Annotated in this window: 17 protein-coding genes; 10 read left to right on the top strand and 7 right to left on the bottom strand. The window is 56.4% G+C overall.

Annotated elements, in window-relative coordinates:
- Window positions 1-30 precede the first annotated feature (30 nt).
- Window positions 31-2,730, bottom strand: coding sequence for an aminopeptidase N (pepN, locus tag FHW66_RS19015; protein ID WP_183381406.1), 2,700 nt, complete (start codon window positions 2,728-2,730; stop codon window positions 31-33).
- Window positions 2,731-2,860: 130 nt separating this feature from the next.
- Here pepN and FHW66_RS19010 point away from each other — a divergent pair, with 130 nt between their 5' ends.
- The gene (locus tag FHW66_RS19010; RefSeq protein ID WP_183381405.1) at window positions 2,861-3,472 is read left to right on the top strand and encodes a DUF4136 domain-containing protein; all 612 of its coding nucleotides are present in this window, start codon (window positions 2,861-2,863) and stop codon (window positions 3,470-3,472) included.
- A 79-nt stretch (window positions 3,473-3,551) separates the two neighbouring features.
- Here FHW66_RS19010 and FHW66_RS19005 read toward each other — a convergent pair whose 3' ends face one another.
- Genes FHW66_RS19005 through FHW66_RS18990 form a run of 4 tightly spaced genes read right to left on the bottom strand, consistent with a single transcriptional unit; the run spans window position 3,552 to window position 8,211 of the window.
- Entirely contained in the window at window positions 3,552-3,716 is a 165-nt protein-coding gene (locus FHW66_RS19005; protein WP_183381404.1) for a hypothetical protein, read from the bottom strand.
- A gap of 30 nt (window positions 3,717-3,746) precedes the next feature.
- A complete protein-coding gene (locus FHW66_RS19000; protein ID WP_183381403.1) occupies window positions 3,747-4,724 on the bottom strand; it encodes a quinone oxidoreductase in 978 nt (325 codons plus the stop codon).
- A gap of 60 nt (window positions 4,725-4,784) precedes the next feature.
- Entirely contained in the window at window positions 4,785-5,699 is a 915-nt protein-coding gene (locus FHW66_RS18995) for a DMT family transporter (protein ID WP_183381402.1), read from the bottom strand.
- Between the two features lie 34 nt (window positions 5,700-5,733).
- On the bottom strand, window positions 5,734-8,211 hold the full coding sequence (locus FHW66_RS18990; RefSeq protein WP_255459066.1) for a DEAD/DEAH box helicase: 2,478 nt from the start codon (window positions 8,209-8,211) through the stop codon (window positions 5,734-5,736).
- A 231-nt stretch (window positions 8,212-8,442) separates the two neighbouring features.
- Between FHW66_RS18990 and FHW66_RS18985 the strand changes: the two genes are divergently transcribed.
- The 9 genes from FHW66_RS18985 (at window position 8,443) to rng (ending at window position 16,744) form a co-directional block, all read left to right on the top strand.
- Window positions 8,443-9,168, top strand: coding sequence for a YebC/PmpR family DNA-binding transcriptional regulator (locus FHW66_RS18985; RefSeq protein WP_183381400.1), 726 nt, complete (start codon window positions 8,443-8,445; stop codon window positions 9,166-9,168).
- Window positions 9,169-9,198: 30 nt separating this feature from the next.
- On the top strand, window positions 9,199-10,467 hold the full coding sequence (gene purD / locus FHW66_RS18980; RefSeq protein WP_183381399.1) for a phosphoribosylamine--glycine ligase: 1,269 nt from the start codon (window positions 9,199-9,201) through the stop codon (window positions 10,465-10,467).
- A gap of 154 nt (window positions 10,468-10,621) precedes the next feature.
- A complete protein-coding gene (locus tag FHW66_RS18975) occupies window positions 10,622-11,479 on the top strand; it encodes a mechanosensitive ion channel family protein (RefSeq protein ID WP_183381398.1) in 858 nt (285 codons plus the stop codon).
- A 191-nt stretch (window positions 11,480-11,670) separates the two neighbouring features.
- Window positions 11,671-12,591, top strand: coding sequence for an oxygen-dependent coproporphyrinogen oxidase (gene hemF, locus FHW66_RS18970; protein ID WP_183381424.1), 921 nt, complete (start codon window positions 11,671-11,673; stop codon window positions 12,589-12,591).
- Window positions 12,588-13,259: a nicotinate-nucleotide adenylyltransferase gene (locus FHW66_RS18965; protein WP_183381397.1), complete on the top strand. Its 672-nt coding sequence runs from the start codon at window positions 12,588-12,590 to the stop codon at window positions 13,257-13,259. Before hemF ends, FHW66_RS18965 begins: the two co-directional genes overlap by 4 nt.
- The gene (gene rsfS / locus FHW66_RS18960) at window positions 13,259-14,044 is read left to right on the top strand and encodes a ribosome silencing factor (protein ID WP_183381396.1); all 786 of its coding nucleotides are present in this window, start codon (window positions 13,259-13,261) and stop codon (window positions 14,042-14,044) included. The genes FHW66_RS18965 and rsfS overlap by 1 nt, the downstream gene beginning before the upstream one ends.
- A 23-nt stretch (window positions 14,045-14,067) precedes the next feature.
- Window positions 14,068-14,538, top strand: a complete 471-nt coding sequence (gene rlmH, locus FHW66_RS18955; protein ID WP_183381395.1) for a 23S rRNA (pseudouridine(1915)-N(3))-methyltransferase RlmH — start codon at window positions 14,068-14,070, stop codon at window positions 14,536-14,538.
- A 57-nt stretch (window positions 14,539-14,595) separates the two neighbouring features.
- The gene (locus FHW66_RS18950; protein ID WP_183381394.1) at window positions 14,596-15,213 is read left to right on the top strand and encodes a nucleoside triphosphate pyrophosphatase; all 618 of its coding nucleotides are present in this window, start codon (window positions 14,596-14,598) and stop codon (window positions 15,211-15,213) included.
- A gap of 58 nt (window positions 15,214-15,271) precedes the next feature.
- Complete coding sequence (rng, locus tag FHW66_RS18945; protein ID WP_183381393.1) at window positions 15,272-16,744, top strand: ribonuclease G; 1,473 nt, start codon at window positions 15,272-15,274, stop codon at window positions 16,742-16,744.
- A gap of 77 nt (window positions 16,745-16,821) precedes the next feature.
- On the opposite strand, the gene FHW66_RS18940 is transcribed toward rng, so the two are convergent.
- Complete coding sequence (locus tag FHW66_RS18940; RefSeq protein ID WP_183381392.1) at window positions 16,822-17,475, bottom strand: helix-turn-helix domain-containing protein; 654 nt, start codon at window positions 17,473-17,475, stop codon at window positions 16,822-16,824.
- A gap of 290 nt (window positions 17,476-17,765) precedes the next feature.
- Window positions 17,766-18,974, bottom strand: a complete 1,209-nt coding sequence (locus tag FHW66_RS18935; RefSeq protein WP_183381391.1) for a DUF2252 domain-containing protein — start codon at window positions 18,972-18,974, stop codon at window positions 17,766-17,768.
- Window positions 18,975-19,085 lie beyond the last annotated feature (111 nt).

The raw sequence follows: 19,085 nt of genomic DNA, 5'->3' as shown, positions 1-19,085 counted from the left end.
TCTCTTTCAATAACAAATTTTTAATGCAATTCAGTTGGCGAGCGATTTGCTGACCACTTCGGCCACATCGCGCGATAAGTTGGGACTATCGGCCACTTGTCGCAAGGCCGCACGCATACGCTCCTGCAGCGCTGGGGCAAATTTGCGCCAACGGTCCAGGCTGCGTGCCAGACGGGCTGCAACCTGCGGATTAGTGGCGTTCAGGGCAATAACCTGTTCGGCCCAGAACGCGTAGCCGCTGCCATCGATGGCATGAAACGCCGAAGGATTACCGTTGCAGAAACTGAAAATCAGGCTACGTGCACGGTTCGGGTTCTTGAGGGTAAAGGCAGGATGCTGCGCCAATGTCCGGATCGTTTGTACATCAGCAATACGGGCCGTCGCTTGCAGGGTGAACCATTTGTCGATCACCAATGCCTCTTGCTCAAACTCGGTGTAGAACGATTCTAGCGCGCTCGCCTTGCCAGGAGCCTGACTATTGGTCAACGCAGCCAATGCTGCAAGCCGGTCGGTCATGTTGTTGGCGGCATCATTTTGCTGTTGAGCCAGCGCATGCGTTTGTTCGTCGTCCAGCTCTGATAGATAGGACAACACGATATTTTGCAGTGCGCGCTTGCCGCAGGAAACCGCATCCGGACGATATGCGCCTTCGGAGCGATTGGCTTGGTAGGCGGCCAGCAGGTCTGCACGCAGTGCACGTGCCAGCGAGCGACGCAGGAATTGACGGGCCACGTGGATGGCTTGCGGATCGATGACCTCCATCTGCTCGGCAATCATGGTCTCCGATGGCAAGGTCAGTACGACCTCACGGAAGGCTGGGTCCAGTGTGGTGTCGTTGAGGGTAGCGCGCAGAGCATCAGTCAACGCGCTGTCCTGCTGCTCATTGACCAATGCCGCTTCCAGCGAGACCACTTGTCCCGACTGGCGTGCTGCCTGTACTGCGCTCGTGAGACTGAGCAAACGACGCGTCGCCAGTCGCTGACCGGCTTCCCAACGATTGAAAGGATCGCTGTCATGTGCCATCAGGAAGGCCAGCTCAGCATCGCTATAGGCCACGTCCAGTACCACAGGAGCGGAGAATCCGCGCAGGATGGAGGGCACCGGTGCCTGTTCGACATTGATGAAGGTAAAACTCTGTTGCGCCTTGGTGAGCTCCAGCACGCGCGTGGTCGGACTGGCTTGCTTGCCGGAACGGTCACCGGCCAATGTCAGCGGGATGTCGCGACCGTGGCTATCGAGCAAACCGATGGCCACTGGAATATGGAACGGTAACTTTTTCTTTTGTCCGGGTGTAGCCGGGCACGACTGGGTCAAGGTCAGTTCGGCGGTCTTGCTGGCGGCGTCATAACGCAACTCTGCGCTCAGACGTGGCGTACCTGCCTGACTGTACCAACGCTCAAACTGCGATAGATCGCGCCCATTGGCGTCGGCCATGGCAGCACGGAAATCGTCGCAGGTAACGGCTTGTCCGTCATGACGGGCGAAGTACAGGTCCATCCCCTTGCGGAAGCCTTCACGGCCGAGCAGGGTCTGATACATGCGCACCACTTCGGCACCCTTTTCATAGACCGTGACGGTGTAGAAATTGTTGATTTCCACAAACGAGTCAGGACGCACCGGATGTGCCATCGGACCGGCATCTTCCGGGAACTGTGCCTGACGCAGTACGCGTACGTCGTCGATGCGCTTGACAGCGCGGCCGCTGTCGGAGCCGATCATGTCAGCCGAGAATTCCTGATCCCGGAATACCGTCAAGCCTTCTTTGAGCGAGAGCTGGAACCAGTCGCGGCACGTCACGCGGTTACCAGTCCAGTTATGGAAGTATTCATGTCCGACCACAGCTTCGATATTGGCGTAGTCGACATCAGTGGCAATCCGTGGATTGGCCAGCACGAACTTGGTGTTGAAAATGTTCAGGCCCTTGTTTTCCATGGCGCCCATGTTGAAGTCACCGACGGCGACGATCATGAAACGATCCAGATCAAGTTCCAGGCCGAAGCGTTCTTCATCCCAGCGAATACTATTCTTGAGCGACTCCATGGCGTGCTGGGTCTTGTCCAGGTTGCCGTGTTCTACCCAGACCTGCAGCAATACCTCGCGGCCGGACTGGAGACGGTAGGTTTCTTCCTGACAGACAAGATTGCCAGCCACCAGTGCAAACAGATAGGAGGGTTTTTTGAACGGGTCTTCCCATTTGGCGTAATGACGGCCGTCACCGAGATCGCCCTGTTCGATCAGATTGCCGTTCGACAGCAAGACCGGATAGGCTTTCTTGTCAGCGCGCAGCATCACGGTGTATTTACCCATGACGTCAGGGCGATCCGGGAAATAGGTAATCTTGCGGAAACCTTCGGCTTCGCATTGGGTGAAAAAATTGCCACTCGACACGTACAAGCCCATGAGCGACGTGTTGATCTCGGGCACCGTGGTGGTTTCGATTTCAAGAACCACCTTGGCAGGCGCGCCAGAGATGCGTAACACGCCGTTGTCTATTTGATATTGCCGCTTGTTCAGGACCTTACCGTTGAGGCGCAGACTGACCAGGTCAAGTTCTTCGCCGTAAAGTTCGATGTCCTTGCCGGCCGCATCGGGATTGCGCCGCATCTCAATGCGGGTGGCAACACGAGTCAGTTCTGGCGCCAGATCGAAGCCCATTTCGACGGTATCGACAAAATAGGTGGGAGCCGCATAATCTTTACGGTAAATCGTTGGGAGCGTAGCGTTGCGCATGGATAAAATCCGATAATTTGAATGCGAGGGAACGAACAGAACTGTCAGCAGGTCCAGATTTTACCAATCTGGCGCCCGAATAGGCAGAAAAGGGCGACAATAACCGCCGCCAGCATTTTTGGAGATCTTGATGAAACGCTTTTTTTGCATCTTCTTTGCCTGTACCAGCCTGTTACTGGGCGGTTGTGCCAGCACCATTACCAGTGACGTCACTACGTTCCACGCGTGGCCTGCATCACTGAGCGACAAGTCCTTCGTCTTTGCGCCAGAACCACAACAGGAAGGTAGTCTGGAATACCGTAACTACGCACAATTGATTGGCGGGGAGTTATTGCGACTGGGATTTTCCGACGGTCAGGATCTGAATCAGGGGCAGGACGGCAAGATCCCAGCACTGACAGTGCGCTTCCAGTTTGGGATGCGTACCGGCACACTGGTAGTGACTGAGCCTGCCTACGACCCCTATATGTTTGGCCCTGGCCGCCCATGGCGTCGAGATCCGTTCTATGACCCTTTCTGGCCGCGTCCGGTGCAACAAACGGCGTTTCCTGTGTTCCACAGACAACTGCATTTGACGATAGAACAGACCCGTACTACCGAGAAACTTTATGATGTCACCGTCGATAGTGCAGGTTATGAAGGTACCCTGCCGATGGCCATGCCATATATGGTCCGTAGCGCGTTTGCCGACTTTCCTGGGCCAAGTGGTGTGACGCGCCACATAGCGCTGGACGTCAAATAAAAAAGGCCACGACCGAGTCAACTTCGGTCGTGGCCTTTTTCACGTTCGTGCAATGGCAGTTGTTACCCTGCAAGCATCTTCAGGAATAGTAAGCCTCACTGCCAAAGGTAATCAGCACAATCAGCAATACCGTCAAAATCAGCACCACCAGCAGACGCCCGAATTTGGGCGATCCATCAACACCCGTGGGCTGCTCATCGGGATGCCGCATAGGGCTTTTCCCAGCTTCACCTTGTTGGTCCATCGCCATTCTCCTTGAGCTTCAGATTGTCACTCAAGGAATCAGGATTGTCGAACCAGTCGTCTTGCGCGCTTCCAGATCGCGGTGCGCCTGCGCCACATCCTTGAGTGCATAACGCTGGTTGATGTCGATCTTGATCTTGCCACTTTCGACCATCGCAAACAGCTCGCCGGCAGTCGCATCGAGCGCTGCACGGGTGGCCGTATAGCTTCCCAACGAGGGGCGCGTCAGGTAGAGCGATCCGCGCGAAGCCAGCTCACCCGTACCAAATGGTGGTACCGGCCCGGAGGCATTGCCGAAACTGACCATCAGGCCACGTGGCTGCAGGCAGTCGAGCGAACTACTGAAAGTGTCCTTGCCAATGGAGTCATAGACCACCTGTACGCCCTTGCCACCGGTAATTTCCTTGACGCGCTCAACAAAGTTTTCGGTTTTGTAATTGATCACGTGAGTGCAGCCGTGGTCCTTGGCCAGCGCCGCTTTTTCATCGGTGCTGACGGTACCAATCATGTTCACGCCCAAGGCCTTGGCCCATTGGCAGGCAATCAGGCCGATACCACCAGCGGCAGCGTGAAACAGAATCGTCTCGCCAGCTTTGAGTGGGTAGGTTTGACGCAACAGATATTGCACAGTCATGCCTTGCAGCATCATGGCGGCGGCTGTCTCAAAATTGATGCTGTCTGGTAGCTTGACCAGACAATCAGCAACCATCACCCGTGCCTCCGCATAGGCACCATTACCCCCACGTCCAGCATAGGCAACGCGATCGCCAACCTTGAAATCGGTCACTCCGGGACCAACGGCTTCAACCGTACCCGCCCCTTCTTGCCCGAGTCCGGAAGGCAATGGCTGCGGATACAGCCCGGTGCGGAAATACACATCAATGTAATTGAGACCGCAAGCTGCATGACGGAGTCGCACTTCGCCGGGACCAGGTTCACCAACCTCGACATCGACATATTCCATCACTTCGGGCCCACCCACCTTGAACAACTTGATCGCTTTTGTCATTTCCGTCTCCTGTCTCTGATCAACCAACAACTAATAACCAATAAGAACTTCAAGCCAACATCAAACCTTCTTGCGTGACAGCATATAAATTCCCGACAAGACCAGTGCCGTACCGATCAGCTGGATCATCGTGATCGGTTCATCGAGCAGCATCGCTCCCAGGAACAAGGTCGAAACCGGCCCCACCAACCCTGCCTGTGCCGCGTTAGGCGCACCAATTCGAGCCACCGCCACCATGGTCAGACACACCGGCAAGACGGTACAGAATACGGCATTGATCAAGGACAGCTGATAGACCTCAACCGGCACCAGCAGCGCCGATGGTGCACGCAGGATAAAAAACTGGACGATACAGGCAATCGAGGAAACACACATCGCATACGCCACCAGACGCATCGCACCGACGCGTCGCACCAGTTCACCCGAGAAAATCAGATACAAGCCGTAGGAGATTGCAGCACCCAGTACCAGTGTGCTGCCCAGCAGGACGTTGCTACCGCTCCTGAGATCGTGCAGCAGCACCAGTGCAGTACCGGCATAAGACACCAGCAAGGCACCCCACTCCAGCAACGTGACGCGGCGCTTGAGGAAGAAAAACGAAATCAGCAATACAAAGGAAGGCGTCAGAAACAGGATCAGCCGCTCCAGACCAGCTGAAATATATTGCAGCCCCAGAAAATCCAGAAAGCTCGACAGGTAATAGCCAATCAAGCCAAGAAAAATGATGCGGCCGTAGTCACGTTTGGCCAGTGGTGGTGACTTGCGTGCCTGCCACACTGCCAGCGCCGCAAACATCGGTAGCGACAGCATCATGCGCAGCGACAGCACCATCACGGCATCAACGTGATATCGGTACATCAGCTTGGCGACAATCGCCTTGGCGGAAAAGAAGATGGCGCCGACCACGGCCATCGCTAGACCAGTCAAAAAACTACGACGACTGGCGGTTGAGTGAGCAAGAGTGAGCGTAGACATCGGGCGATTGTAAACCGTCTTCGATTTGGCTGCCTTAGCCTACCCGCAGTGGACTGAGCAAATCGGCCAGTTCAGCTTCACCGAATTTGGGCGCCAGCCCTGCATCACTGCCCAGAATCCCCTCAGCCAACACCGCCTTACGCTGCTGCAGGTGTTGAATACGCTCTTCGATACTGCCTTCGATGATGAGCTTGTAGACCACGACCGGCTGCTGCTGGCCGATGCGGTGCGCACGGGCGATGGCTTGCTCCTCCACCGCTGGATTCCACCATGGATCGACCAGAATCACGGTATCGGCAGCTGTCAGGTTGAGACCGACGCCACCTGCCTTGAGACTCACAAGCATCAAGGCTACCTCGCCGTCCTGAAACGCTCGCACCACCTCAGCGCGCCGGCTTGCCTGAACGGCGCCAGTCAGACTGCTATAAGGCAATTGCAGATCGTCCAGTTCCACCGCAATCAGGCTGAGCATGGACGTGAATTGCGAAAATACCAGCACACGTCGTCCCTGCTCAAGCAGCGCCGGCAGCATGTCGCGCAGCATGGCGATCTTGGCAGATTCGACCGGCACGATTGACGTCACCCGTTCTTCCGCTCTGAGCAAACGCGGATCACAACAGACCTGGCGTAACTTGAGCAAGACATCCATGATGCTGATCTGGGTGGTGTTCACGCCGCGCCGTTTGAGCAACTCTCTGACCTGCTTATCGGCTGCTACGCGGACACTTTCATACAGGTCACGTTGCCCGGCCTCAAACCGCAATAGCTTGATGGCATCGGTTCTCGGAGGTAATTCAGTGGCAACCTCGGCCTTACGCCGCCGCAGCAAAAACGGCCGCACCCGGGCTGCCAGCAATTGGGCACGTGCAAGATCCCCGTTTTCTTCAATCGGCTTGCGCCACCAGCGCGTAAAACTACGTGCCTCACCAAGAAATCCCGGCATCAGAAAATGAAACTGACTCCATAGTTCGCCCAGATGATTTTCCAGCGGCGTGCCGGTCATGCACAGACGATGCCGCGCCCGTAACCGGCGTACCGCTCTGGCGGCCTGCGCTGTCGGATTCTTGGTGATTTGTGCCTCATCCAGAATCAGGAGATGAAACGACTGCGATAGCAAGGCATCAAGATCGCGCCACACCAGCGCATAAGTCGTCAGGATCAGGTCATATTGCGCCATGCGGGCAAAGTCATGGTGGCGCTGTTCGCCTTGCAAAGCCAGCACCCGCAAACCCGGTGCAATGCGCTGCGCCTCGGCCTGCCAGTTGAATACCAGCGACGTCGGTAGCACTACCAGGGCGGGGCAATCGAGTCTGCCCGCCTGCTTTTCCAGCAAGATATGCGCGAGAACCTGCGCGGTTTTACCCAAGCCCATATCATCCGCAAGAATGCCGCCCAAACCCTGTGCGCGCAGATATTGCAGCCAGGCCACACCATGTAACTGATAAGCACGTAGCTGTATCCCCAGTCCATTTGGCGGCGCTATCGAAGGCGGCGTCCCGGCCGCACGCAAACGCTGCGCCAGCGAACGCAAACCCGTATCAGGAAGATAGCGCCAGGCACCGAGCGACGTTCCGTCCGCCAACTGCTGACCAAGCTCATCGATGCGACACGCATCCCACGCCGATGCTTTTAATACACCCTGCTTGCGGCGTGGATCCGTCAGCAAATCGAGCATCGCGCTCATGATCAATTTGAGTGTGGTCGCTGGCGCGTTGACCCTCCGGCCACCAGGCATGCGTAAGGAAATCACAGCTTTGGCATCGATTTGTGCGATTTTTTGCAGGTCTAGCCAGCGTGCATCGCGCCGCATCAGATCCGTGAGCATCGGCAACAGATCGCAGCGTTCGCCCTCGATCTCGACGCCGAGCGTAATCAGCCAGCCGGCACCGCGGCCTGCAGCGCGCAAGCCACCGAGGTTGGCGAGTTGCCGGACGGCTTGCTGAGGTATGGCAGAGGCAGGTTCCTTACCGAGGACCTCGCCGCTGACAGGGCTGACAATCAACCGCCAGGCATCCACGTTGACGCTTTCATGGGCAAAACCCGGGCTGACCACAATACGCCACCCCTGTTGTTGCAGAAGTGGCACAACATCGGCCCAGAAATCGCTGAAATGTTCTTCCTGCACCAGCGACCACAGGGATGCCGGCAAATTACTCAGCGCCACACCACGCCACTGGATTGCGCCCTCGTGCAACGCGTGCATCCCGTGACTGAGGATCAGTTCCAGCGCTGCCGCTTCCGCCGCCAGATCACGCTGTATCAGCCAGCGCTGGCCATGCTCATCCTGTAGCTCCTGGCTGGCCGCTGGTGCAACCGTCATCAGGGTGACCGGCGCGGGGGTTTCCCAAGTCAGCCCATGCGCTACCTGATAGGTCCAGTCGATACTGGCAACGGTGACATTGCCACCGCGCGGTCCGAACAAGCCTCCGGGGCGCAAACCCAGCACGCCATCGCCACGTGTCAAGGTTTGCAAATGCAAACGGGGCTGGAAGCGGCAAGGAAGATCGGACATCGGCATGCGACTTGTGCAGGAGCAAAAAGCAATAGGGAAGCGTTGTGGGTGGGCTTGAGGATCGGACGGTATGATAAAATTCCGGGTCGATTATAACTAGAACACCTTTCGTCAATCGGCTGCAATCGCGTTCAATCCGGGAAATTCGACGAAGTTCTTTGACTTCCCCGGCTTCCCTGACGATACGCGAGGCTGTTCGAAGGTGCTTCATCAAGGCAGGAAAGATTCATCATGGCTGGACACAGCAAATGGGCCAATATTCAACACCGTAAGGGCCGTCAGGACGAAAAGCGCGGCAAGATCTGGACGCGCCTGATCAAGGAAATCACTGTTGCTGCCCGTATGGGGGGGGGCGACGCAGATGCCAACCCGCGTCTGCGTCTGGCGGTCGACAAGGCGGCCGATGCCAACATGCCCAAGGACAACGTCACCCGTGCGATTCAGCGCGGCACCGGCACCCTGGATGGCGTGAACTATGAAGAAGTGCGTTACGAGGGCTATGGCATCAATGGTGCGGCCATTATCGTTGACTGCATGACTGATAACCGTATCCGCACCGTGGCTGAAGTGCGTCACGCGTTCTCCAAGTTTGGCGGCAACATGGGTACCGAAGGCTCGGTCTCCTTCATGTTCAAGCACTGTGGTCAATTGCTCTACGCGCCCGGCACCAACGAAGATGCAGTCATGGAAGCTGCCCTCGAAGCGGGCGCTGAAGACGTCATTACCGACGACGAAGGTGGTATCGAAGTGTTGACGCCACCGCACGATTTTGCGGCCGTCAAGAGCGCCATGGAACAAGCTGGCTTCAAGGCCGAAATGGCAGAAATCATCATGAAACCGGCTACCGAGACCGTCTTCACCGGCGACGATGCAATCAAGATGCAGAAACTGCTCGACGCCCTGGAAAACCTCGATGATGTCCAAGAGATCTATAGCAACGCCGTGATCGAAGAGTAAGCTGGTCAACCTTTAAAGATAGTGCTTCCCATGAAAATTCTCGTTGTAGGTTCTGGCGGTCGCGAACACGCACTGGCCTGGAAAATCGCCCAATCGCCCCGCATCCAGACCGTCTATGTGGCGCCCGGCAACGGCGGTACTGCACTCGATGAGCGCCTGGAAAATATCGCCATTACCGATCTCCATGAGCTGGCCGACTTTGTCGAAAAAGAACATGTCGCCATCACGCTGGTTGGCCCTGAAGTGCCGCTGGCAGCTGGTATCGTGAATGTGTTTCGCGCCCGTGGCCTGAAGATTTTTGGTCCCACACGGGAAGCCGCGCAACTGGAAAGCTCCAAGGACTTCGCCAAGTCCTTCATGCATCGCCACAACATCCCAACTGCCGAATACCAGACCTTTTCCGAACTCAAGGCGGCCCACGACTACATCGATCAAAAAGGTGCACCGATCGTGATCAAGGCCGACGGCCTGGCTGCTGGCAAGGGCGTCGTGGTTGCGATGACGCTGCAGGAAGCGCACGACGCAGTCGACATGATGCTGTCCGACAACAAGCTGGGTGACGCTGGTGCACGCGTGGTGATCGAGGAATTCCTGGCCGGCGAAGAAGCCAGCTTCATTGTCATGGTCGATGGCAAGAACATCCTGCCACTGGCAACCAGCCAGGACCACAAGCGGCTGCAAGATAACGATCAGGGTCCCAATACCGGCGGTATGGGTGCTTACTCGCCAGCGCCAATCGTCACGCCAGCACTGCATGCACGTGTAATGCGTGAAATCATCGTGCCGACCGTACAAGGGATGGCCAAGGATGGTATCAACTTCACCGGTTTCCTGTATGCGGGCCTGATGATCGACGACAAGGGCAATCCGAAGACACTGGAATTCAACTGTCGTATGGGTGACCCGGAAACCCAGCCGATCATGGCGCGTCTGAAGACCGACCTGTTGACGGTACTGGAACACTCGGTGAGTGGCACGCTCGACTCGATTGAGCTGGAATGGGATCGCCGCACTGCACTAGGCGTAGTGATGGCTGCGGCCGGTTACCCTGATGCACCGCGCAAGGGCGATCTGATCACCGACATCCCGGCCGAGACTGAAGATTGCGTCACCTTCCATGCTGGCACCACTTTGCATGACAGCAAGCTGACCACCTCCGGTGGCCGTGTGCTGTGCGTGGTGGGACTGGGCGACAGCGTCAAGATGGCACAGAAACAAGCCTATGCCGCTACTGATCTGATTCACTTCGAAGGTGCGCAACTGCGCCGCGATATCGGCTGGCGCGCACTCAAGCGCTGAGCCGAAGCGCGGCTCACCAGAAGCCTGCGCGCTGAAACCTCGCAAAACCAGTGTTTGCGAGGTTTTTTCAATTTTGTACTTAGCCCGGTGCAACAAATCAGCCTAGTTGGTGCACTAAATCAGCACCTGACTACCCAAGAACAAAGGAAATACCGTGGAAAAACATCTGCTCAATCTGGACAACCTTATCAACAATATCCTGATGCCATTTGGCCTCAAGGTATTACTGGCGATCGCGATCTGGGTCGTCGGCAGCATGGCCGTCAATACGTTCGCCAAGGTCATTCGGCGTATGCTCAATACGCGTCTGCTAGAGCCGACGCTGGTCAACTATGCCATCTCTGCAATACAGGTCGGTCTGCGGATCTTCCTGGTGATGGGCATTCTGGAAGTGTGCGGCGTACCAACCACCTCATTTGCAGCCATGATCGGAGCGGTTGGCGTCGCGCTGGGCGTGGCCTGGTCGGGCCTGCTCTCGAACTTTGCTGCAGGGGTATTTCTGGTGGTGCTGCGCCCGTTCAAGGTCGGTGACTACATCAGCGCAGCCGGTCAGACTGGCAGCATCACCGAGATTGGACTGGTGACCACCACCATGCTCACCGACAACAACCTGCGCGTGACCATCGGCAACAACAAGCTGTTCTCTGACATCATCATCAACTACAACGTTCAGCCAACCCGCCGCATTGATCTGCGTTGCCAGATCGCCTATGGCGTTGATCCCAGCGCAGCCATTGAGCGTCTGAGCGCCAATGTGGCAAAGATTGCCAACGTGCTGGAGACCCCTGCGCCATCGGTACTGATTGTGGAATTCAATGCGCTCGGTACCTTGCTGGCGGTACGCGTGCATGCGCCGACGCCCTCCTATGGCCAGGTCTATAACGATACCAACCGTATCATTGCCGCAACTTGCGCTGAAGCAGGATGGCCGGCACCGGCTGCTTATCAGGTTATCAATCAAGGCCGCATTGCACCAACCCCACAATCACCTGAGCTCAAGCAGGCTGACTGAACACCGTAAAAACCGGACGGGCTATCCCCGGACGGGCCGGCAGGGTACAATCGCGGGGTATTTTTGCGTGACAAGCCTGTCAGATCATTGTTGCAGAGTCTGATGTTCAGACTGAAGTGACGTCTCAACCTGATTTTGATGATAAGCACACTGCACGCCTTCCCACCCATGCCTCGCTACCGTTTCGCGCCGTGACATCAACCACCCCTGTTGCTTCTGCATCTATTGTCAAAGCCTATCTGCAAGATCTGCAACACCGCATCGTCGCGGCACTGGAGCAGATCGATGGCACCCCTTTCCTGAGCGACTCCTGGCAACGTCCAGAAGGCGGTGGCGGGACATCACGCATCATTGAGGAAGGCCAGGTTTTCGAGCGCGGCGGCGTGGGATTTTCCCATGTCATGGGTACCAGCCTGCCGCCCTCAGCCGCCGCTAATCGGCCTGACATTGCTGGACGTCAATGGGAAGCGATGGGCGTGTCGCTGGTGCTGCATCCACGCAATCCTTATGCGCCAACGGTACACATGAATGTGCGCTTCTTCATCGCCAGTGCCGAGGGCCAGGAACCGGTCTGGTGGTTTGGCGGTGGAATGGATCTCACACCGTATTATGGTTTTGTGGAAGATGCTCAACACTTCCACCGCAGTTGCCGTGATGCGCTGGCACCGTTTGGTGACGATCTGCATGCCCGCTACAAGCAATGGTGTGACGACTACTTCTACCTCAAACACCGCCAGGAACCGCGCGGGGTTGGCGGGATCTTCTTTGACGACCTCAATCACCTGCCCTTCGAGGACAGCTTTGCGCTGCTGCGTAACGTCGGCGACAGTTTCATCGGTGCCTATGCACCAATTGTGCAACAGCGCAAGGATCTGCCGTTCGGTGAGCGCGAACGTGATTTCCAGGCGTATCGCCGGGGTCGCTATGTCGAATTCAATCTGGTGCTTGATCGCGGCACCCTGTTTGGCTTGCAATCAGGAGGCCGCACCGAATCCATTCTGATGTCGCTGCCGCCGGTCGTGAAATGGCGCTATAACTGGCAGCCACAAGCGGGTAGCCCGGAGGCCGCCCTTTACAGTGACTTCCTGGTACACAAGGATTGGCTGTCATGACCCATTCCGAGCAACAGGCACGGCGCTGCATCGCCGTGCTGGGTGGCAGTTTTGATCCGGTCCACAACGGTCACGTCGCGCTGGGCGAGCATTTTGTCGGCTGGTTGCAGCCGGATGAACTACGCGTCATTCCTGCCGGCAACCCCTGGCAGAAACACGGTTTGCAAGCGTCACCCGCAGACCGTGTGGAAATGGTACAACGCGCCTTTGGTGCACAACTGGTACCGGTCGTGATCGACCAGCAAGAGATTCGCCGCACTACCCCAACCTACACCATCGACACCCTGCAAGCCTTGCGCGCTGAACTGGGTGACGAAGTATCCATCGTCTTTCTGATGGGTGCCGATCAGTTGCAACACCTTGACACCTGGCAAGGCTGGCAGCAACTGTTCGACTATGCGCACCTGTGCGCGGCCTCTCGCCCCGGCTTCGGCATCGATGCCGCACAGGTACCGAAGGTGGTGATGAAAGAATTTACCCGCCGTGCCGGCACCCGACAGGAAATACGCAACACCGCGCACGGCAAAGCCTATCTGGCATCCAGTCTGGAGGTTGACATTTCATCAACCGAGATCCGTTCCTTGCTGCAACGCGGCGAAAGACCGGAGTCGCTGATTCCGGCCGGGGTGCTAGACTATATCGAACAACATCATCTCTATCAAAACTAATGGACATCAAAAAACTGCAAACCGCCGTCGTCGACGCACTGGAAGACGTCAAGGCGCAAGATATCAAGATCTTTGACACCACCCACCTGACCAGCCTGTTTGACCGCGTGGCGATTGCTTCCGGCACCTCCAACCGGCAAACCAAGGCACTGGCAGCATCAGTGCGCGACAAGGTCAAGGCCAAAGGTGGCAATGTCATCAGTATCGAAGGTGAAGACACCGGCGAATGGGTACTGGTTGACTTGGGCGACATGATCGTCCACATCATGCAACCGGCTATCCGTGCCTACTATCGCCTGGAAGAAATCTGGGGCGAAAAGGAAGTCAAGCTCGGCGCTGCCAAGCGCGTCGCATCGACGGCTGCGGCCAAACGTGCAGCAGAAGACAGCCCACCAACCAAGATGCGTCGCACCCGTGCCCAGGCTGAAGCGGTCGAGGCCAGCCAGGCGTTGGATGATGACGAGCCAAAGAAACCGGCCCGCAAACCGCGCGCTGCTACTGGCACTACTGCGGCAACCAAAACCGTACGCACCACCACTGGTACCGCACGCACAACCCGCAGCACCAGCTCGGCGACAGGAAGCAGCGCTGGCACGACTGGTAAAACAGTACGCAAGCCACGTGCATCGACCACTGCCGGTACCACCAAGACGGCAACTGGCACCGCTAAAAGGGCTGCGCCAGCGAAAAAAGCTGTTGGCAAGACCATCAAGGTCGCCGCACCGAAGAGCGCAACTGCTCCGAAGAAGGCGCCAGCCAAGCGTGCACCGCGCGCCAAGGCTTGATGACCGCGTCGGCATTGTGAGCCATGCAGCTCATCATTACCGCCGTCGGCCACAAGATGCCGGACTGGATTGCAACCGGCTTCAATGAATATAGCAAGAGGATGCCGGCGGAATGCCGCATCCTCCTGAAGGAAATCAAGCCGATTGAACGATCCGGCAGTAGAACCGCCGAAACCGTGATGGCTCAGGAACGCAGCAAGATTGAAGCCGCCCTGCCAAAAGGAGCGCGCATCGTCGCTCTGGATGAACATGGCAAGGACCTCACCAGCGTGCAGCTGTCGCAGTTGCTGACGCAATGGCAGCAGGATGGCCGTGACGTGGCCTTCATCATCGGCGGAGCCGATGGCCTGGATGCTGGCTTCAAGGCCAATGCTGACATGCTGGTACGCATTTCCAGCATGACCCTGCCACATGGGATGGTGCGTGTACTGCTGGCCGAACAGCTCTACCGGGCTTGGTCGATTACTCAGAATCATCCGTACCATCGCGTCTGAACATGCCGAGCAAGTGCGCCAGCCGCAAGTCGGAACCATACCGAAAAGTGTTGTCTCATGAAACTTGCCGACAAAAAGATTTACCTCGCTTCCAAAAGTCCACGTCGCCGTGAGTTGCTGCGCCAGATCGGCATCGACTTTGAACTGCTGCTGACCGACAAGGAAGTCGATGAGCAGGTACTGCCCAATGAAGCACCTGCCGACTATGTCGCCCGCGTCACGCGCGACAAGCTCTTGTCAGCACGCCAGACCATGTTGCACCGGCAATTGCTGGCCCGGCCGATACTGGCCGCCGATACGACAGTAGTCGTAGACGAACTGATTTTGGGCAAACCCGCCGACTTCAACGAGGCAGTGGCGATGATCACACGCCTGTCCGGCCGCACCCACCAGGTACTGACCAGCATCGCCGTGGCCTGGCAAGAACAGATGTGGCAAATCACCCAATACTCCGACGTTGCCTTCGATACGCTCAACGAAGAGACTATCCGCAGCTACTGTGCCACGCAGGAGCCTTACGATAAGGCCGGTGGCTACGGCATTCAGGGTCTGGCCTCGATGTTCATCAAGGAGATTGCCGGCAGCCACTCCGGGATTATGGGACTGCCCTTGTACGAGACGACACAGTTGCTGCAAAAGGCCGGGTTGCGGATGCTGCCACCGACCACACTCTGATACCGCGCCTGCCCGTGCTCCCGTCATTCCCCATTTAAACAATAAAACAACAGGTCACATGAACGAAGATATCCTGATCAACATCACCCCGCAGGAAACCCGCGTTGCCCTGATCCTGCAAGGCGCGGTGCAGGAACTGCATATTGAGCGCACGTTGTCGCGCGGACTGGCCGGCAACATTTATCTGGGCAAGGTCGTGCGCGTCTTGCCGGGCATGCAGTCAGCCTTTATCGACATCGGTCTGGAACGCGCTGCCTTCCTGCACGTCGCCGATATCTGGGAAGCCAAGGCACATGATGGCCATGGCGGTCAGAGCGCACCGCATATTCCGATCGAGAAGCTGCTCTTCGATGGCCAGACCATTACCGTGCAGGTGATCAAGGATCCGATCGGCACCAAAGGGGCACGGCTTTCGACGCAAATCTCCATTGCCGGTCGCATGCTGGTGTATCTGCCGCAAGATCATCATATTGGTATTTCGCAACGCATTGAGAATGAAGCCGAGCGGGACCGATTGCGCAGCAAGGTACAAAGCCTGTTGCCGCCGGAAGAAAAAGGGGGGTTCATTATCCGCACCATGGCCGAAGATGCCGCCGATGCCGATTTGCAGATGGATGTGGAATACCTGCGCAAGACCTGGGCCAGCATCAGCAGCCAGACCAAGACCAAGCCACCGACCACGCTGATGTATCAGGATCTGAATCTGGCGCAACGCGTGTTACGTGACTTTGTCAGTGACGACACCTCCAGCATTCAGGTCGACTCGCGCGAGAACTTCCAGATGCTGCAGGAATTTGCCACGCTGTACACCCCGTCGGTATTGCCACGGCTGATGCATTATCGCGGCGAACGTCCGTTGTTTGATCTGTATGGTGTCGAGGAAGAAATCGAACGTGCGCTGGGGCGCCGGGTCGATCTCAAGTCGGGGGGCTATCTGATTGTGGACCAGACCGAAGCCATGACGACTATCGATGTCAATACCGGCAGCTTCGTCAATGGCCGCAACTTCGACGACACCATCTTCAAGACCAATCTGGAGGCGGCGCATGCCATTGCGCGCCAGCTGCGCCTGCGTAATCTGGGTGGAATTATCATCCTTGATTTCATTGATATGGAGAACCTTGAGCACCGGGCAGCTGTCCTGTCTGAGCTGAACAAGGCGCTGCAACGTGACCGCACCAAGATTTCCGTCTCCAGCTTCTCGACGCTGGGGCTAGTGGAAATGACGCGCAAACGCACACGAGAGTCGCTGGCACACATCCTGTGTGAAACCTGTCCTGCCTGCCAGGGCAAGGGCCAAGTAAAAACGCCACGTACCGTGTGCTACGAAATCCTGCGCGAAGTACTGCGTGAAGCCAAGCAGTTCAACCCACGTGAGTTCCGCATCCTGGCGGCACAGGTGGTGGTTGATCTGTTCCTGGAAGAAGAATCACAGCATCTGGCCATGCTGGGCGATTTCATCAAAAAACCGATTTCGCTGCAGGTGCAAAGCGACTATCCACAAGAGCAGTACGACATCATTCTGATGTGATTGCTGATCATCCTGCTACTGCACTGCTGATCAGCGCGTCAGCAGTGCAGAGCAGAATATAAACCCCACTGAAGCATTCAATAAGCACTCGGCAGGTGCTTGAATATCTGCACCAGATTCCCTGCCGTCATCTCGATGTAGCCCCCCAATCTGAGCTGTTTGAGAATCGAATGGGCATGCGCCTTGGAAACGCCGGTACGCTCGCAGACGAATTTCACCACCGAGATATGATCACGAAACTCGGCCGATGCCTTGCTCAGTAACTCCAGTGCAAACTTGACCTTGCCGTAGGCGTCTTCCCTGAGCATGACCGAGACATAAAAGGCCATCACCATCGCCTGCCAGTTGATATGCTCTGCAATGGCCAATACGACTCTGCCATCGTCCAGATGGTGGAGAAAATGCTCGACCGGGCATACCGTATAACGCGTATCTTCGACAACTTCGAGATAGTGATCGGGCATCCCCCCCTGGAAGATATTGTTGACGCCGATTAACTGATTTTTGCCGAAATTGGCAATGCTGTACTGGGCATCGGTCCGCAAGAGCAACACACCGCTGTCGACCCAAAATACCTGGCTATGGAAATCCGCATCGCGAATCATCTGGCCGGCGCGCGCATAATGCGTCTGACCATACCTCTTGATGATGTCTTTCAGTAAATCGACGGATTGATGTGGAGCGCTTAACTCAGGTGACATGTAGTCTGGGCAAGTTTGGTTGTTATTCATTTTGTTTTTCCTCTGACAGCATTTTCAACACAATCTGGGCACAAGGGGTGAGCAAGTACGCAGAATCCCTGAAACAGTCGTTGCCGCGATTCTCTGTTTTTGCAAAGTCTGCTTCAGGAGCTAGGCTGCACTGAATCCGGGAAAAACACCCCCCCCATGATGGGGGGGAATTCGGAGGAATGTTGGGGGGGGATAGGCCTGCAGAAGACGATAAACAAACCAGACAGAGCCGATTCGACCTCTGTGGACCTCTATTTATTTTCCCGCAATTAACTATTGCCGATGACCAATCAGACTAAACGAAAAACGCCATCGTCATAAGCACTGGCATAGGTTTTCCAGTCCTCATTGACTTGCGATGCCAAGTCATCGCATGCCTCCAATAATTTGCCCCGCCATTTCTGACGGGAAGAAAATTCAATCAGTTCATCCGCAATCGCCGATCCTTCACGACCGGAGCTGCGCAACTGAGCCCAGGCAAGACATTGCCCCATCACCTCCAGCACACCACGCAGATGCTCAGGGTGGTGCTGCTGGCCAGCCAGCGGCACGCGGTCCTCGCTAGGTTGCAGGGCGCGCAGCACGTACGACTGCTTACCTATTGTGACTGCCTGCAAAAATGCCATGGAGACTGCCTGCATACGACGCTGAATCGTCACCACCCGTTCAGCCTGATGCCTCCATGCTGGTTGCAGATCGGGCAGATGAGCGGCAATCGAAGAAGGCAGCGCCTGCTTCAGATCTAGCAGATAATTCTGGTCAGGCGAGCCTTTACCCTGCACCAGAATGGCATAACGCTCGACGCCGAGGCTCCCGGTACCTGCGACCCGACGCGCAATGTCTACGACGCGATAAAAATCTGGATGTGGCTGTGGATGCGAAGCACGAAAGGTCGCCATGAATTGCTGCACCTTGTGCCGTTGTTCATCCGTGACCGCAAGGATCTTCCTGCCGTCAATACGAAAGCGCCGTTCTCCACCCTTCTTCTGGGTACGTCGATTGAGGAACATCACGCGCGAGCGATGCTGTAGTTGATGCAGCAAATCTCCCACCAGACCGGCGCTGGTTTCGCGTTCGACCCAGCGCGCTTTGCCCAGCCTGAGCGCATCACTGTAAGCCTGCATGAAATGCGCCGCCAATGCGAGTGCGTCATCGTGCGACAAACCCAGTCCGGGTGCGGCAACCAGAATGCTGACCATCAACCGTGATAGTTCCCAGGTCACCGGTGCTTTGGCGGCTTCATCAAAATCATTGAGATCAAAGTAGGCCAGTCGATTGTCACCCTTGTAGCTGCCAAAATTTTCCAGATGCAAATCGCCACAGCACCATGCCACCGGTGCTGACTTGAAGATGCCACTCTTGGATTGACGGTCATAAAACAGATGACAGGTGCCACGCAAAAAAATGAAGGGATCAGTACGCATGGCAGCATACTTCATGGCCAGACGCTCGGGATCTCGTCCTGCATTGGCCTTGTGTATGCGATTGATGATTTTCATCCAGTTTCCTTTATTGGTACGAGCAAAAGTACCCGCAGCAATACGCAATTTATCCCAGCAGGTTCAGGGAGGCAATCAGAGGATCAGAGGAAAAGAAAAATCATCTAAAAA

Source organism: Herbaspirillum sp. Sphag64, from assembly GCF_014192645.1.
Classification (GTDB): Bacteria; Pseudomonadota; Gammaproteobacteria; order Burkholderiales; family Burkholderiaceae_D; genus Herbaspirillum.
The sequence above is the reverse complement of the archived record's forward strand: the minus strand, read 5'-3'. Positions and strand labels throughout refer to the sequence as shown.

What these genes read in the sequence shown, in the direction of transcription:
- FHW66_RS19010 (WP_183381405.1), top strand. Translation starts at nt 2,861, where the DNA reads ATGAAACGCTTTTTTTGCATCTTCTTTGCCTGTACCAGCCTGTTACTG.
- purD (WP_183381399.1), top strand. Translation starts at nt 9,199, where the DNA reads ATGAAAATTCTCGTTGTAGGTTCTGGCGGTCGCGAACACGCACTGGCC.
- FHW66_RS18935 (WP_183381391.1), bottom strand. Translation starts at nt 18,974, where the DNA reads ATGAAAATCATCAATCGCATACACAAGGCCAATGCAGGACGAGATCCC.
- FHW66_RS18985 (WP_183381400.1), top strand. Translation starts at nt 8,443, where the DNA reads ATGGCTGGACACAGCAAATGGGCCAATATTCAACACCGTAAGGGCCGT.
- rsfS (WP_183381396.1), top strand. Translation starts at nt 13,259, where the DNA reads ATGGACATCAAAAAACTGCAAACCGCCGTCGTCGACGCACTGGAAGAC.
- FHW66_RS19000 (WP_183381403.1), bottom strand. Translation starts at nt 4,724, where the DNA reads ATGACAAAAGCGATCAAGTTGTTCAAGGTGGGTGGGCCCGAAGTGATG.
- pepN (WP_183381406.1), bottom strand. Translation starts at nt 2,730, where the DNA reads ATGCGCAACGCTACGCTCCCAACGATTTACCGTAAAGATTATGCGGCT.
- rlmH (WP_183381395.1), top strand. Translation starts at nt 14,068, where the DNA reads ATGCAGCTCATCATTACCGCCGTCGGCCACAAGATGCCGGACTGGATT.
- FHW66_RS18950 (WP_183381394.1), top strand. Translation starts at nt 14,596, where the DNA reads ATGAAACTTGCCGACAAAAAGATTTACCTCGCTTCCAAAAGTCCACGT.
- FHW66_RS19005 (WP_183381404.1), bottom strand. Translation starts at nt 3,716, where the DNA reads ATGGACCAACAAGGTGAAGCTGGGAAAAGCCCTATGCGGCATCCCGAT.
- FHW66_RS18965 (WP_183381397.1), top strand. Translation starts at nt 12,588, where the DNA reads ATGACCCATTCCGAGCAACAGGCACGGCGCTGCATCGCCGTGCTGGGT.
- FHW66_RS18990 (WP_255459066.1), bottom strand. Translation starts at nt 8,211, where the DNA reads ATGTCCGATCTTCCTTGCCGCTTCCAGCCCCGTTTGCATTTGCAAACC.
- FHW66_RS18995 (WP_183381402.1), bottom strand. Translation starts at nt 5,699, where the DNA reads ATGTCTACGCTCACTCTTGCTCACTCAACCGCCAGTCGTCGTAGTTTT.
- FHW66_RS18940 (WP_183381392.1), bottom strand. Translation starts at nt 17,475, where the DNA reads ATGAATAACAACCAAACTTGCCCAGACTACATGTCACCTGAGTTAAGC.
- rng (WP_183381393.1), top strand. Translation starts at nt 15,272, where the DNA reads ATGAACGAAGATATCCTGATCAACATCACCCCGCAGGAAACCCGCGTT.